Source organism: Streptomyces diversicolor, from assembly GCF_057537855.1.
Genome location: NZ_BAAJXA010000004.1, coordinates 157,945 through 172,776, shown reverse-complemented (window position 1 = coordinate 172,776; position 14,832 = coordinate 157,945). Strand labels below are relative to the sequence as shown.

General features: G+C 74.0%; 13 protein-coding genes. 4 read left to right on the top strand and 9 right to left on the bottom strand.

What is annotated here, in order from left to right; genetic code table 11:
- Window positions 1-51: 51 nt before the first annotated feature.
- Window positions 52-1,284, top strand: coding sequence for a carboxylate-amine ligase (locus AC27LF_RS06245; RefSeq protein WP_479662491.1), 1,233 nt, complete (start codon window positions 52-54; stop codon window positions 1,282-1,284).
- Between the two features lie 73 nt (window positions 1,285-1,357).
- Here AC27LF_RS06245 and AC27LF_RS06240 read toward each other — a convergent pair whose 3' ends face one another.
- From AC27LF_RS06240 to AC27LF_RS06230, 3 genes are read right to left on the bottom strand one after another with little or no spacing between them, the layout of a single operon-like run.
- A complete protein-coding gene (locus tag AC27LF_RS06240; RefSeq protein WP_479662492.1) occupies window positions 1,358-1,927 on the bottom strand; it encodes a hypothetical protein in 570 nt (189 codons plus the stop codon).
- Window positions 1,924-3,399 carry a sensor histidine kinase gene (locus tag AC27LF_RS06235; protein WP_479662493.1) on the bottom strand — a complete coding sequence of 492 codons (1,476 nt, stop codon included), beginning with the start codon at window positions 3,397-3,399 and terminating at the stop codon, window positions 1,924-1,926. The genes AC27LF_RS06240 and AC27LF_RS06235 overlap by 4 nt, the downstream gene beginning before the upstream one ends.
- Entirely contained in the window at window positions 3,396-4,088 is a 693-nt protein-coding gene (locus tag AC27LF_RS06230; RefSeq protein ID WP_479662494.1) for a response regulator, read from the bottom strand. The genes AC27LF_RS06235 and AC27LF_RS06230 overlap by 4 nt, the downstream gene beginning before the upstream one ends.
- Before the next feature lie 284 nt (window positions 4,089-4,372).
- Between AC27LF_RS06230 and AC27LF_RS06225 the strand changes: the two genes are divergently transcribed.
- Entirely contained in the window at window positions 4,373-5,140 is a 768-nt protein-coding gene (locus AC27LF_RS06225; RefSeq protein WP_487231266.1) for a DUF3152 domain-containing protein, read from the top strand.
- Window positions 5,141-5,437: 297 nt separating this feature from the next.
- Here AC27LF_RS06225 and AC27LF_RS06220 read toward each other — a convergent pair whose 3' ends face one another.
- From AC27LF_RS06220 to AC27LF_RS06210, 3 genes are all read right to left on the bottom strand, one after another.
- Window positions 5,438-6,643, bottom strand: a complete 1,206-nt coding sequence (locus AC27LF_RS06220; protein WP_479662495.1) for a cytochrome P450 — start codon at window positions 6,641-6,643, stop codon at window positions 5,438-5,440.
- Between the two features lie 815 nt (window positions 6,644-7,458).
- Window positions 7,459-7,662: a phosphotransferase-like protein gene (locus AC27LF_RS06215; RefSeq protein ID WP_487227787.1), complete on the bottom strand. Its 204-nt coding sequence runs from the start codon at window positions 7,660-7,662 to the stop codon at window positions 7,459-7,461.
- 5 nt (window positions 7,663-7,667) lie between these two features.
- A complete protein-coding gene (locus tag AC27LF_RS06210) occupies window positions 7,668-8,930 on the bottom strand; it encodes an MFS transporter (RefSeq protein ID WP_479662496.1) in 1,263 nt (420 codons plus the stop codon).
- Window positions 8,931-9,057: 127 nt separating this feature from the next.
- Between AC27LF_RS06210 and AC27LF_RS06205 the strand changes: the two genes are divergently transcribed.
- A complete protein-coding gene (locus tag AC27LF_RS06205) occupies window positions 9,058-9,690 on the top strand; it encodes a TetR/AcrR family transcriptional regulator (RefSeq protein ID WP_479662497.1) in 633 nt (210 codons plus the stop codon).
- A 79-nt stretch (window positions 9,691-9,769) separates the two neighbouring features.
- On the opposite strand, the gene AC27LF_RS06200 is transcribed toward AC27LF_RS06205, so the two are convergent.
- Window positions 9,770-10,657: an NAD(P)-dependent oxidoreductase gene (locus AC27LF_RS06200; RefSeq protein WP_479662498.1), complete on the bottom strand. Its 888-nt coding sequence runs from the start codon at window positions 10,655-10,657 to the stop codon at window positions 9,770-9,772.
- Between the two features lie 62 nt (window positions 10,658-10,719).
- Between AC27LF_RS06200 and AC27LF_RS06195 the strand changes: the two genes are divergently transcribed.
- Complete coding sequence (locus AC27LF_RS06195; protein WP_479662499.1) at window positions 10,720-11,070, top strand: winged helix-turn-helix transcriptional regulator; 351 nt, start codon at window positions 10,720-10,722, stop codon at window positions 11,068-11,070.
- Between the two features lie 122 nt (window positions 11,071-11,192).
- Here the strand turns inward: AC27LF_RS06195 and AC27LF_RS06190 are convergent, their stop codons facing one another.
- Together AC27LF_RS06190 and AC27LF_RS06185 are read right to left on the bottom strand one after the other, a co-directional pair.
- Window positions 11,193-12,398 (bottom strand): cysteine desulfurase family protein, encoded by a 1,206-nt coding sequence (locus tag AC27LF_RS06190; protein ID WP_479662500.1) that lies wholly within the window; start codon window positions 12,396-12,398, stop codon window positions 11,193-11,195.
- 1,086 nt (window positions 12,399-13,484) lie between these two features.
- Window positions 13,485-14,771, bottom strand: coding sequence for an ATP-binding protein (locus tag AC27LF_RS06185; protein ID WP_479662501.1), 1,287 nt, complete (start codon window positions 14,769-14,771; stop codon window positions 13,485-13,487).
- Window positions 14,772-14,832 lie beyond the last annotated feature (61 nt).

Genomic DNA, 14,832 nt, shown 5'->3' with positions numbered 1-14,832 from the left:
CCGCATGGTGCCGACCGCGCCGGGTGCCGACGATGACGATGGGGAGGCCGGGTGGACAGCTCGGGACCAGGGGACTTACGCGAGACGGTCACGCTGGGCGTCGAGGAGGAGTTTCTGCTCCTCGACCGCAAGGCGTACCGGCCCGTGGGGCGGAGCAGTCAGGTGCTGGAGGCCGGCCGACGGCGGTTGCGGCCCGAGCAGCTGGTGCCGGAGATCTCCGAGGCGATGGTGGAGACGGTCAGCGGCGTGTGCGGCACCGGTACCCAGCTGCGCGCAGAACTCGTGCGGCTGCGCGGGGCCGCCGCGCGGGCCGCGGGGGAAGCGGAGTGTCTGCTGCTCGCCTCGGGAACCTCGCCGCTCGGGCGGACCGGACCGGGGACCGAGGACGATCCCCCGGAGGTACCGCCGCTGCGCGAGCACGCGCGGTATCTGCGCATCCGGGAGCGGTTCGGGCCGCTCGTGCGCGACCAGGGGGTCTGTTCCTGTCATGTGCATGTAGGTGTGCCGGACGTGGGCACCGCCGTGGCGGTCGTCAACCATCTGCGCCCCTGGCTGCCGCTGCTGCTCGCGCTGACCGCCAACTCGCCCTACTGGAACGGCAACGACACCGGATACGCGAGTTGGCGCACCATGCTCTGGCGCCGCTGGCCCACGGCAGGACCGCCCCCCGTGCTGCGCTCCGCCGAGCACTACGAGGAGGTCGTCCGGATGCTCGTGGCCAGCGGCGCGGCCCTGGACCCGGCGATGGTCTACTGGTACGCCCGCCCGTCGCGGCACGTGCCGACCGTCGAGGTCCGCGTCGCCGACGTACTGCCGACCGTCGCCGAGACGGTGGCCTACGCGCTGCTGGTGCGGGCCGCGGTCGTCCGCGCCCGCGCCGCGGTCCGGGCGGGCGTCCTCCCGCCGCGGGTGGAGCAGGACGTGCTCGTCGCCGCCTGCTGGCAGGCGGCGCGCGAAGGGGCCACCGGAGAACTGCTGGACCTGATCGGGGGCTCGGCGCCCGTGGCCACCCCGGTCGTGCGGCAGATCGAGACGGCGCGACGCCTGCTCGGGCCCCATCTGCCGGACCGCGGCGAGGGGGCGTTGGTGAACGCCTGGCTGGACCGGCTCACCGAGGAGGGTGGCGCCGCGGACCGCCAGCGGGCACTGCACCGCGGCACCGGCCGCCTGGACGGGCTCGTCGAGCACCTGACCCTCGCCGATCCGGCCCCTGCCCCCGAAGCGTCCTGCGGAACGCTCTCCCGTCCCGCGCCGCCCGCGTCCGACCCTGAGGAGACGGCCTGACCGACGCGCCGCCCGCGTCCGACCGGGAGGAGGCGACCTGACCGAGCGGGCGCCGCCCCGCGCGGAGCCGCGCTCACCCGCCGGGGCAGTTCCCGTCCGTGGCCCTCGCCCGCCGTCCGCCGACGGACACGGTCACCGTCACCGTACCGGCGGACGGCTTGTCGATGCGGTGCGCCGCGGCCACCGTACAGACCAGCTGCCGCGTCGCGAGCCGGGACAGCCGGTCGATGCCGCCGGAGAGTCGGACCGTGAGCGTGTCGCCCTTTACCGACACGGTCGGGATGTCCGCCGACACGGTCGGGCTGTCCGCCGGGCTCGCCGCGGGCACCTCGAAGAGCCCGCCCGGTGCCGGGGGCATGGCGGTCGGTGTCCCGGGCACCTGGGTGGTCAGGCTCCCGAGCGCTTCGGCGGGCGTCGGCCCGGCGAAGAGCAGTTCCAGGGCCGCCTGGACGTCCCCGGGGCTGCCGGTCGTGCGCGGCACCGCGACGAGCGCACCGTCGCGGACGAAGTACACCGGTGTCACCGGTGTGATCCCGCTCGCCGGACCGCCGGCCTGCACCACCCCGGTCGCGGGAATCCCGCAGGCGGAGAGGGCGAGGAGGGCCGGCGCGAGCAGCGGCATGAGCCGGCGGGTGGCTTTCATGTCCGGTTCTCCTCGGGCACGTTGTCCCGCCGCAGCGGGATTTCCACGGTGAACAGGGCGCCGCCCGCCGGATGGTTCGCCGCGCGGACGGTGCCGGCGTGCATCCGCACGTTCTCGGCGGTGATCGACAGCCCGAGCCCGCTGCCCTCGGAGCGGGTCCTCGCGCTGTCCGACTTGTAGAACCGCTCGAAGACATGCGGCAGTACGTCGTCGGGGATGCCGGGTCCGCTGTCCCGCACCTCGATCACCGCGAGGCGTTCGGCCCCGGCGGTCTCGCGTGCGTGGAGGCGCACCCTGACCGGACGGGCGCCGTGCCGCAGGGCGTTGCCGACCAGATTGGCGACGACCACGTCGAGTCGGCGCGGGTCGACGCGTCCGCGCAGCGCGTCGGGCGGCGGCAGGTCCGTCCGCACCGACTCGGACCAGCCGCGGGCGGCGAGCGTACGCCGCACGGACTCGGCGAGATCGATCTCGTCCAGGTGCAGCACCGCCGCGCCCGCGTCGAACCGGGACATCTCCATCAAGTCGTCGACCAGGCGGGACAGTTTCACGGTCTCCTCGCTGATCAGCCGCACCGCGGTGGCCGTGTCCTGATCGAGGCGGGCGGCGTCCTCGTCCAGCACGTCGGTGACCGCCGACATGGCGGCCAGCGGAGTGCGCAGTTCGTGCGAGACATCCGCGGCGAACCGGCGGGCCCTGGCCTCCATCTCCCGCAGCTCCGCCACCGACGCCTCAAGCGCGGCGGCCGTCTCGTTGAACGTGTGCGACAGATCGGCGAGTTCGTCCGAGCCGTTGACCGCGAGCCGGGTGTCGAGGCGGCCCTGGGCGATGCTGCGGGTGGCCTGCCGCAGCGCCCGCACCGGCAGCAGCACACCACGGGCGGCCAGCAGGGCGAGCGCCACGGCGAGGACGAGCGCCGGCACCAGGGCGCGCTCGACGGCGGTCACCAGGGCGTCGACGTACGCCTGCTCGGTGGTCTGCGCGACGACGAGGAACACCCGCACCCCGGACGGCGTCTCCCTCCCGTCCGGGGCGCCGAAGGTGACGGACATGCCGACGACCAGTGAGGTGCGCCCGTCCCTGCGCACCCGCTGGAAGACGGTGGCCCGGCTGGACCCGACGGCCTCGCGCACGGCCGGCGTCAGCTCCCCGAAGCGGTCGCCGGGTACGGAGGCCGCGCTCAGTTCCCGGAAGGTGACCAGCACCCGCCAGTGGCCCTGCCCCTCGGTGGCCGCCACGTCCGACGCGAACCGCTGCAAGGCCGACTGGTCGGGCGGGAAGCCGAGTTCGGGGGCGCGCTGGCTCACCTGGGTCCGCAGCTGTCTGATCACGGCGTCCTGGCTCTGCTGGAGCACTCCGGTGCGCGCCTCCCGGAAGGTCAGGGCGCCCGTCGTGGTGGCGGCGACGGTGGCGACGAGCCCGAAGCCGACCACCAGGCGTGGCCGCAGACCGCGCAGCCGGGGCGCCCTCACCGGGCGGCGAAGCGGTAGCCGAAACCGCGCACGGTGTGGATGTAGCGGGGTGCGCGCGGCGGCTCGTCCAGCTTGGTGCGCAGTCGTTTGACACAGGCGTCCACCAGGCGGGCGTCGCCGTGGTAGTCGTGCTCCCAGACCGCCTCCAGCAACTGCTGCCGGCTGAACACCTGGCCGGGTGAGGCGGACAGGGTGAGCAGCAGCCGCCGCTCGGAGGGGGCGAGCGGTATCGGCACGCCACTCAGGGTGACGGTGAGCCCGGCCCGGTCGACGGCCAGGTCCCCATAGGTGTCGATCTTCGGCAGGGCGGGGTCGGCGGAGGGCCCGCCGGCCCGGCGCAGTACGGCGCGGATGCGCGCGTCGAGCACCCGCGCCTGCACGGGCTTGACCACGTAGTCGTCGGCGCCCGCCTCCAGGCCGACCACGATGTCCACCTCGTCGCCCCGCGCGGTCGCCATGATGATCGGCAGCGTCTGGTCGACGGCCCGTATGCCCCGGCACACCTCAAGACCCGGCATGCCGGGCAGCATCAGATCGAGGACGACGATGTCCGGCCGGAAGGACCGCAGCCGGTCCATCCCCTCCTCCCCGGTGCCGGCGGCGACGACGTCATGGCTCTGCCGGCGCAGGGCCAGGGTGACGCCCTCGCGGACGGCGCGGTCGTCTTCGATCAGCAGTACACGTGGCATGGGCCCAGTATCGGTATGCCGTGCGCCCGGCCGGAAAACTGTTACCGGTTGATCATATAAACGCCCCCACGGGTGAGCGTTATCGATCCGTTACGCATCGGGCCAAGACCGATCACATTGCGGTCACACCGTGAACCAACGTGACTGCGTACCAAGGAAACTCGCCCGGCTCCCGTCGTCGCCCGAGCGGCCCGGCGCCCACCGCCGCCCGGAGGGACAAGCGGCGCGGGAGCAGGCGCGCGAAGAGGCACCCGAAACGGCATCTGGCCGGCGGGCTCGCCGCGTTGGCCGCCCTCGCGGCCGCCGGCTGTGCCGTGGTGGCGTGGCCGCCGTCCGACGCGCACCACCCGGCGGCGGACGCGTCCGCCGGGCGCACTCCACCGGCGCCCCGCTCCCCTGAGCCGTCCGCACCGGCACCGAGCGCCACGGCCACGTCGAGCGCCCGCGCCGAGGACCCCGCGCCCACCCACCGCTCCGGCACGGACATCCCCCTCAAGGGGCCGGGCACGTTCGTCACCGCGCCCGGCGAGAGCGCCGAGGCCGGCACGGGAAAGGTGCTGCGCTACCGGGTCGAGGTGGAGAACGGCATCGACGTGTCCGCCGCCGGCGCCGCCGCGGAGGTGGAGCGCATCCTTGGCGATCCGCGCGGCTGGACGGCCGACGGGCACTCGGCGTTCCGACGGGTCGCCGACGGCCCCACCGACTTCGTGGTCAAGATCGCCACACCGGGAACCGTCGACGACATCTGCGGACAGTACGGCCTGGACACCGGCAGCGAGGTCAACTGCAGCGTCGACCGCAACGTCATGGTCAACCTCAAACGCTGGGAACAGGCGACCCCCGTCTACGCGCACGACGTCACCGCCTACCGGGCCCTGATCATCAACCATGAGGTGGGCCACTTCCTCGGCCACGGCCATGTCACCTGCCCGGGCAAGGGCAAACCGGCCCCCGCGATGATGCAGCAGATCAAGGGCATGCACGGCTGCGTCCCCAACGTCTGGCCGTACGACACCGAGGGACACCTCATCACCGGCCCCTCCGTCCCGTGACCGCGGCGACGTCCCACCGGCCCACCGCGAGCGCCCGGAGCCGAGCCGCCCCGCGGCCCGGGCGCGGACCGCCCGGCGAGGGCAGCGGCCGAGGACGCCCACCCGCGGCGGGCCGGCCGCGGACGCGCCTTCCCCACCCAAGTCCCCTCCCTGAGGAGTTCAGTCGACCCCGTAACCGGCCACCCGCCGCCCCGGCCCCGCCCGGCCGCCCCTCCGGGCGGGGCCCTCGGCGGGCGCCGGTGCCGGTGGCGCGGGCGGGGCGGGGGAGTCTCCCGCCCGCGGCGCCCGAGGGGGCTCCTACCAGGTCACCGGCAGTTCCAGGGGGAAGCGGCGGATCGTCGCCGTGTCCCACTTCACCTCGTGCGGCGCCACCGCGAGCCGCAGTGCGGGGAAGCGCTCCAGGAGCCGCCCGACGGCCACTTCCAGCTCCGCCATGGCGAGCGGCATCGCGATGCACCGGTGACCGCCCCAACCGAACGCCATATGGGGCGCGTTGGGCCGGTCCACATCGATGACATGCGGATCCGGGTAGCGCTCGGGCTCGCGGTTGGCCGTCAGGTACGACACATGGACGAAGTCGCCCGCGCGGATCAGCACACCGTCCAGCTCCACGTCCTCAAGGGCCACCCGGGGAATGCCGACGCCCTTGCGGAACGGGATGTAGCGAAGCAACTCGTGCAGCACATCGGTGAGCTTCCCGGGGTGGGCCCTGACGTGTTCCATCAGCTCGGGGCGGGTGAGCAGCAGGAACATGATGTCGCTGATCTGGCAGGTCGCCGTGTCCTGGCCGCTGAGCGCCAGCACCAGGGTCATGACCGCCAGTTCCCTGTCGTCGAGCTGTTCCTGGCCCTCCCGAGCGGCGGCCATCGCGCTGATGATGTCGGTGCCCGGCGACTTCCGGCGCTGCTCGACGAGTCGGGCGAAGCAGTCCGTCAACTCGGCCTTGGCGTTGGCGGCGGCCTCCTTGTTGCCCTCGCCCACGACGAGCAGTTGGTGCAGGGACTTCTGGATGCGGGGCCAGTCGTCGCGTTCGATGCCGAGCAGGTCGAGGACGGTCTGCTGGGGCAGCGGGTCGGACAGGTGCTGGACCAGGTCGGCCGGCGGCCCCTGCCGCTCCATGTCGTCCAGCAGGAGGTCCGCGAGCCGGACGATCCTGGGCCGCATCGCCTCGACGTGCTGCTGAGTGAATGCCTGCGAGGCCAGGTGCCGTACCCGGCTGCTCTGCGGCGGGTCCATCACATTGATCGACTCGGGCGAGACGATGGGCTCCGGCGTCATCCGGGGGTAGTCGCGGCCGATGATGCCCGCCCGGCTGAACCGGTGGTCCGTGGTCACCTGCTTGACGGAGTCGAAGCCGGTGATCAGCCAGGCGTCGGCGTCGCCGTGGGGCAGCCGGATCTTCACGGGCTTGTCGCGGCTCATCAGGTCGGCGAGCACGGGATCGAAGTCCAGGGCGTCACTGAAGTCGAACGGGCAGGTGATGGTCTCATCGTTCCCGGTCATCGGATGGCTCTCCTTGGGGCAGTGGTACGACGTGGGGGTGTCCACGGCTGGTAAAGGCCCTGGGCGGGCCCGACGGCGTCGCCGAAGGCCCAGGTGCGTACGGAGCGTTGATGCGGCCCCGGGCCGGGCGGCCCCCCTTCGGCGCGGAACCCCGCCGCGCCGCGGGGCACGGAGCCGGCCCGGACCTCGCCGGCGGTCACCGCCGCTCGGCGTGACGCTTGTGCGGCCGGCCGGCTGGACGGACACCTCGGTGGCCGCGGCCGGCGCGCCGGGCCGGCGGGCCCGGGCGGGACGCGGGTGGTCGGGACCGGGAATCCTGCTGTCGCTCGTCAGCCATGACACATGCCTCCTGGCGCGATGGAAGCACGGCAGACGGGGCGACCGCTGTTCGGCACCGACGCGTTGGGCTCGATGGGCTAACCGCCGTCATCGGCCGCCGGCGCGTCCGTCCGGTACGGCCGATCGGCGCAACCCCACCTCCGCGGCCGGGCCCGGCGGCGCACCGGGCATCCCTGATGACGCCGCCCGGCCTGGGCGGCGCGGTGGTTTCGGCCCGGGCGCCGGCCGCCGTCCCCGCAACCGGGGGAACCGGGCCGCGGCGGGTGACGGCACGGCCCGGCCGCCCCTCACCCGCAGGACGGCGCACACCCCGCCCGACCTCCCGCGCCGCGCGCACGGCCAGGTCACAGCGGGGGCACCGGCATCGGCAGCGCGCCCGCGCCACCCGCCCGCACGCCGTGCCGCCGCCTCCCCGCGTACTACTACCTGGAAGGAGTGCCCCGGCCCCCACGACCGGCGCGCCGCTCGGGCCTCGATCACACGACGTGGACGGCCATGGTCCGCGCACACTCCGTCGACTCGGCGCGGGTGGCGTCCACCTCCAGGACGTGGACCACACCCCGGTGGACCCCCTGCGCCCGGAAGGCGGCCTCACCCGCCGCCGGGCCGTGCGGTTCCGAAGGACAACGCTTCTTCCCCGCAGCCGGGGACCTCTCCGCCGGAACCGGTGCGGGCGAGATGCCGCTCAGCCGCCCGGCCGGCCCTGCGGGCCCGTGTGTTCGGATTCGGCGGGGGAGCCGGTGTCGACCGGCGCGGGCAGGGGCGAGCCGGCGGGCCCGGCGGCGCGAGGGGTGTTGACGGCGGGCGCGATGACGACGGCCACGATGGTGCAGGCCAGCACGGCGATCATGGCGGTGCGCAGGCCCAGGTGGTCACCGAGGAACCCGAGCCCGGGCGGCCCGACGAGGAACGCGACATATCCGACGGTCGCCACGAGGCTCACCCGCGCCGTCTGGTCCGGGCCGGAGTCGCCCGCCGCGGACAGCGTCAGCGGGAACCCCAGCGAGGCGCCGAGTCCCCACAGCAGGACGGCCGTTCCGGCGAGCACCGCGCTGTCGGAGAAGATCACCAGGATGAGGCCCAGGGACGCGGACAGGGCGCTGGCCCGGACCACGGCGCCCCGCCCGAAGCGGTCGACGAAGACGGCCCCGCCGAAACGCCCGAGGGTCATCGCCGCGGCGAATCCGGCGTAGACGAGCGAGCCCAGCGCCGGGGCGAGCCCGTGTCCGTCGACCATCAGCAGCGGCAGCCAGTCGTTGGCCGCGCCCTCGGCGAGGGCCATGGAAAGGACGATGACGCCGATCAGCAGCAGCTTGGACTCCCGCCACAGCCCGCTGGAGGAGCGGCCAGCCGAACGCGCCGACGGCGCCGCGCTGCGTCCGGTGCCCGCGGGCACGGCACGGAACGCGTACCCGAACGCCACGGCGGACACCACCGTGACCGCCGCCAGATGCCAGTGGGTGGGGAACCGGCCCGCCGTGGCCGCCATGCCGGCGACCGCGCCGATGACGGTGCCGAGGCTGAAGAAGCCGTGCAGCGTCGGCAGGACGGTGCTCCCGGTGATCCGTTCGACGTCCGCGCCGTCGATGTTGACCGCGACCTCGCCCGATCCCATGCCCGCGCCGAACGTGAAGAGCCCCGCGGCGACGACGCCGGCCGAGGACAGGAAACTGCCCGCCGCGATGACCGCTGTGCTGGCGATCACCAGGCAGGTGCCCAGGCCGATGACCGGCCTGGAGCCGTAACGGGCGACCAGCCGCCCGGAGCAGAGGATGCCGAGCATGGAGCCGACCGAGAGGCCGAACAGCACGAGCCCCATCTGGGCCGTGGAGGCGCCGAGCCGGTCCCGGACGTCGGGCGTCCGGGTCACCCAGGACGACATGGCGATGCCGGGGATGAAGAAGAACACGAACAGTGACCGACGTCGTCGGCGGGTGGCGAGGTCCATCGGGCACAGTCTCCGCGGTGTTCGGGCAGGAGGCGCGGTTCCGGGGTGCGTGACGGGCGCGCCAGACGACGTGTACAAATGTACATACTGGGCCGGGTGCCGGGTAGAGGCAACGGGAGACATCGGTATGGCAGGGACATCACGCGGGCCGAACGACCCCGCACGGCGCGACCGCATCATCGACGCGGCGCTCAACGTGATCGCCGAACACGGCGCCATCAACGTCACCTACCGCAAGATCGCCCAGGCCGCCGGCGTTCCGCTCGGCTCGCTCACCTACTACTTCGACGACATGCAGCACCTGCTCACCGACGCGTTCACCCGGCTCGCCGAGTCCATGTCCGAGCGCTACCGCGCCCTGCTGGACGCCGCGCGGACACCGGAGGAGGCCGGCGCCGCCGTCGTCGAGATCATCTGCGGCGACACCCTGGGCAGCCCGCGCGAACTCCTGCTCTGCTACGAGCTCTACGCGTTCGCCGCACGCAATCCGGCGCTGCGCCCGGTCATGCGGTCGTGGATGCACGCCAGCAGGACCGCGCTCGCCCGGCACTTCGATCCCACGACGGCGCGTACCCTCGACGCGCTCGTCGAGGGCTTCTCGATCCACAACTTTTTCGACCCCACCCCGACCGCCCGCGCGGACATCGCCGCGGCCGTCAGCGCGGTCGTCGCTCGCGGGCGCCGTGCCTCGCCTCCCGGTGCGGACGGACCGGGAAGCGGGCCGGCGAAGGCGGCGGGCCGCTTCCCGGGCCCGTCCTGAAGGCCGCCTCCGCCGCGCCGGCCCGCCCCCGGCCGTCGGCGCGCGCCGCACCCGGAACGGCCGGCCGGAGGCGACGCCGTCAGGGCCGGGCCAGGACCTCCGCGAGGCAGGCGAACCCGTCCGCGCCGTGGCCTCGCCCGATGGCGCGGCGGGCGACGCCCTCGGCCGCGCGCATCACCCCCGCGTCGATGCCGTGCGCCTCGGACGCCTCGATGATGTGGGCCATGGAGGACACCGCCGAGGTGATCGGGTTGCCCTCACCGGAGAAGGTGCCGCTGTCCACGTCCCGCGCGGCCTGTTCGAACAGCGGCGGGAGGATCGCGCCGATGCCCTGGGCGAAGGGCGCGAGTTCGCCCGCGGTGACGCCCTCGGCCCGCGCCAGCGCGAGGGCGTGGGTGTAGCCCGCGACGGCGGTCCAGAAGATGTCGAGGAGCGCGATGTCGTACGCCGCGGCCCGGCCGATCTCCTCGCCGAGATGGGTGTGGGTGCCGCCCAGCGCGGCCAGCACGGGCCGGTGCTCCTCGTACAGGTCCGCCGGGCCCGCGTGGATGAACACCGCGGCGGGCGTTCCGATGGTGGTGGTCGGGGTCATGATCGCACCGTCCAGGTACCGGATGCCGTGCCCGGCCGCCCAGTCGGCCGTGTCCCGGGCCCGGTTCGGGGTGTCCGCGGTCAGGTTCACCAGGGTCCGGCCCTTGAGCGCGTCGGTCACCGGGTCACGCCGCAGGATGGTGTCCGCCGCGTCGTAGTTCACCACACAGACGACGATCAGCCCGCAGGCCGCAACCGCCTCCTCGGCCGTGCGCGCGCCGACCGCACCGCGCGCGACCAGGTCCCGGTCGCGGCCGGGCGTCCTGTTCCAGACCGTCGTGCGCACTCCCGCGTCCAGGAACGCCCCGGCCAGGGCCCGGCCCATCGGTCCCAGGCCGAGTACGGTGACGGCAGACTGCTCCGGGTGCTTGGACATGTTTCAACTCCCATAGGTGAACAAAAACCCGTACGTGAACAAAGGCGAGGGCCGGAGGGGACATGACGCGTAGCCGTGCTCAGGACACAAACGTCTGCGGGGTGACCGCGGCGATCGCCGTCATCGACGGCAAGTGGAAGACCGCCCTGCTCTGGCTGCTGGAGTCAGGCCCCGCCCGTCCCGGTGAACTGCGCCGACGGCTGCCGGGGATCAGCGAGAAGGTGCTGACCGAGGCGCTGCGCGAGATGGAGACGGACGGACTGGTGCACCGGGAAGTGCACGACGTACTGCCGTTGAAGACCGTGTACTCGCTGACCGGGTTCGGCCGTGAACTCTCCGAAGCCCTCGGCCCCCTCGCCGACTGGGGCCATCGCCGTCTGGAGATGCTGTCGCGGCCTCAGGCGCTCTCCTGACGCAACGTCATACCTCCGTCCCCGGTCCGGCTCCGGTGGTCCCTCGACCACCCGCAACCAGGTTCGCGTCGCCGTCGGCCGCTGCCAAGTACCCACAAAAAAGTGGGTACCGAGCACACCGGTCAGCGCTGGTCGGCGCTGGTCGGCGCGGTCATCGCGTGGTGGCCGCCCGGATCAGGGCGGCCGCCGCGCTCTCGACGTCCCGGCCATCGCTCCAGCGGCCCAGCGAGAGCCGCAGCGCCCCCAGCGCCCGCTCGGCGGGCAGACCCATGGCCCGCGAGGACGGGCGACGGCTCGTGCCGGCCACTGTGGCAGGCCGAACCCGTGGACGCCGCGATCTCGGGGCAGGCGGCGAGGAGTTCGAACCCGAGGGCGCCATCGACGCTGACGTTGAGCGTGTTCGGCAGCCGGTCCACGGCCGGGCCGTTCAGACGGACACGGCCGGGCAGCCCCGCGGCCAGCCGCCACTGGAGGTCGTCGCGCAGCGCCGCGATCCGCGCGGCCCGGCCGGCGGCCAGCTCTTCGGCGGCGAGCCGCGCCGCGGCGCCGAGCGCGACCGCCAGGGCCACGTTCTCGGTGCCGGCGCGCAGCCCGTGTTCCTGGCCGCCGCCGTAGACCACCGGCTCCAGGCGCACCCCGTCGCGTACGTACAGGGCGGCCGTGGCCTTGGGCGCGTACATCTTGTGCCCGACCACGGTCAGCAGATCGACACCCAGCAGCCGCACGTCCAGGGGGAGCTTCCCGGCGGCCTGGGCGGCGTCACAGTGGAACAGCGCGCCGTGCGCGCGGGCGATCGCGGCCAGTTCGGCGACGGGCTGGAGGGCACCGGTCTCGTTGTTGGCGGCCATCACCGACACCAGCACCGTCTCCCCGGTGAGGGCGGCGGCCAGCGCGCCCGGGTCGACCAGCCCGGCACCGTCGACCGGCAGCACCGTCACCCGTGCGCCGTGCAGCCGCTCCAGGGCCCGGACCGTCTCCAGCACGGCCGGATGCTCGGTCGCCTGAGTGATCACATGGGGCCGGGCGCGGCCGGCGGCGAGCACCGCGCCGCGCAGCGCGAGCAGGTTCGCTTCGGAGCCCGAGCAGGTGAAGACGATCTCGGGGGGCCGGGCCCCGATCAGGGCGGCCACCCGGTCGCGCGCCTCGGCCAGCGCCCGCCGGGGCTCGGCACCGTAGCGATGACCGCTGGAGGGGTTGCCGAAGAAGCGGCTCAGGTACGGCGCCATCGCCTCGGCGACCCGCGGGTCGACGGGCGTGGTGGCGTTGTAGTCCAGGTAGACCGGCCCGCCGGCCAGCGCGGGGTGCGGCGGCGGGGCGTCGCCGGTCATGTCCGCTCCGCGGCGACGGGCAGGCCGGTCCTGGCAGTCTCCGTCATCCGTCCTCCACGCATCCATCCTCCGTCGGTCCGGGGAACGCCGTAGATGAAACAGGGCGCTCCGGCTGAACGCCGCCCGCGACACGCGGGTCACCGGGCGACTCGGGGCCCGCCAGAGCGCGCAGCCGCTCGACCGCCGTCGGCCGGGCCCGCGTGGCCCGACGCCACCGGGACCACGCTGAGCGTGGTGACACCGGCGTCGCGGAAGGCCACAACCCGCGGACCTCGGTCTTGGTGCCCACCAGGGACACGGCGCGCGCCGGCTCCTCGGGCATGGCCGCCGCCGTCCCAGACCTCCGGCCCGCCGGTACGGCTCCGGGACGCGCCGGGCGATGCGCGGTCCGGTCACGGCGCACGAGCCCCGGACGAGATCCCCGAGCAGCGCCCGGACCGGCCCGGCGAGGGCGGCCGTTCGTCCACCCCGCATGGCGCCCGGCCCGCGATGCCCGGCGCGCCGTACAGGTCGGCCCGACTGCCGGACGGCGGTCCCGAGAGGGACCGGACGAGGGCTTCCAGCGGCTCAAGCGGAGCACCCTCGACGGGCGCCCGCAGTCCCGGAAGGAGACGAGACGGCCGGGGACCCGGCAGGTGCTGGACATGGTGGCGTCCTGTGCGGGCCACCGGCCGCCCGCGGTATCCCGACGGGGCCGGCACGACGCGCCGTCGCTCACCGACGCGGGAACCTCAGGGGTGTTCTTCTCCGCGAACCGGCCCGGCGGCAGGGCCACCCGGGGCAGCGCCGCGGACCGGCCCGGCGGGGCCGGCCGTCCCGTCACCTCGCATGGCGGCCTGCCCGCTGTGCACATCGGCCGGCCGCTTGGAGGGCAGTCCACCGCGATCCGGCAGGTGCTGGACATGGTGGCGTCCTGTGTGGGCCACCGATCGGCCGCGGTATCCCGACGGGGCCGGCACGACGCGCCGTCGCTCACCGACGCGGGAACCTCAGGGGTGTTCTTCTCCGCGGACCGGCCCGGCGGCAGGGCCACCCGGGGCAACCGGACGTCCTTTGCCGCCGGCCCCGCGGCGCGGGCGGCCGGTCTCACAGGCGGCTGTAGCGCTGGATGTCCTCGGTGAACTCCTCGACCGCCTTCGCGGTGAGCGTCGGCCGGGTGTCGCCGATGGCCGTCATGTAGTCCTCGGTGCCGGCCGGCCGGCCCTGGGGGTCGGCGACCTCGCGTTCGAACGCGGCCTGTGCGCCCTTGCGCGCGGCGAACTCGATGTCGGCCGGGGTGAACAGCTCGCTGGCCCCGACCAGTTGTGTCACGTCCACGGTGTCGCCCGCGGTGCCCAGATAGCGGGTCCAGATCGCCGTGCGGGCGGTGGTGTCGGGCGGCCCGATGGGGATGACGTAGTCGAACCGGCCAGGGCGCAGGAAGGCGGCGTCGAGCGAGCGAACGGAGTTGGTGGCACAGACCAGCAGCCGCTCGTCGTGCTCGCGGAAGACGGGGATCAGCTTCAGCAGTTCGTTGGTCACCCCGTGCCCGGGATCCACCGCCTTGCCGGACCGGGCGCCGGCGATCTCCTCGACCTCGTCGATGAAGAGCAGCACCGAGTCAAGTTCCGCCAGCTCCGCGAAGACCTCGCGCAGCGCAGCGGCCAGTCCCTCACTCGTGTCGGCCGCGAGCCGGGACGGGAAGAGCTCCACGAACGGCCAGCCGAGCCGCGAGGCCACCGCCTTGGCGAAGCTGGTCTTCCCGGTGCCGGGCGGCCCGAACAGGATGACCGCCTTGGGCGGGACGACGCCGTAGCGGTCGGCCAGCGCCGGCTCCGTCAGCGGGAGCACGACACGGCGTTCGACGACCAGTTTCTCGCGTTCCATGCCGGCCATGGCGTCCCAGAGTCCGCGGGGCAGCATGCGGCCGCCCAGGGCCGCGAGCACGTCGACGTTCGCGGCCCCGGGCGGTTCGACCTTCTCGTAGTAGACGAGGTCGTCGCGGGACCGGTAGCCGGAGTTCTCCAGCGCTTTCGTCCCGGGCGACCCGGCGGGCAGCAGGGCGCTGACATGGCGGATGCCCAGGGCCCTGAGCCGCCGCTCCAACTCGGCGAGGAGCGCACTGCCGATGCCCCGCTTGCGCCACTGGGCGGCGAGCGCCACCAGCAGGATCCATGCCCGCTTCCCGCACGCCTCGGCCACGGCCATGCCCACCATCTCGTCGCCGACCGCCGCGACCACCGCCGTCTGACTGGTCTTGGCCGCCGCCATCACCTCGGAGATCGGGAACACCCGGTCCTCGTCGGCGCGGCGGCTCTGGTCCCAGATCTGGACGGCCTGGTCGAGATCGTCGTCGTGATAGTCGCGCAGATGCCATGCGGGCATCGCCACCACCTCACAGGGTGCGGGGGACCTCATTGTCCCCCGCGGGAAGTGCGGCGAGCACCTTGAGCCC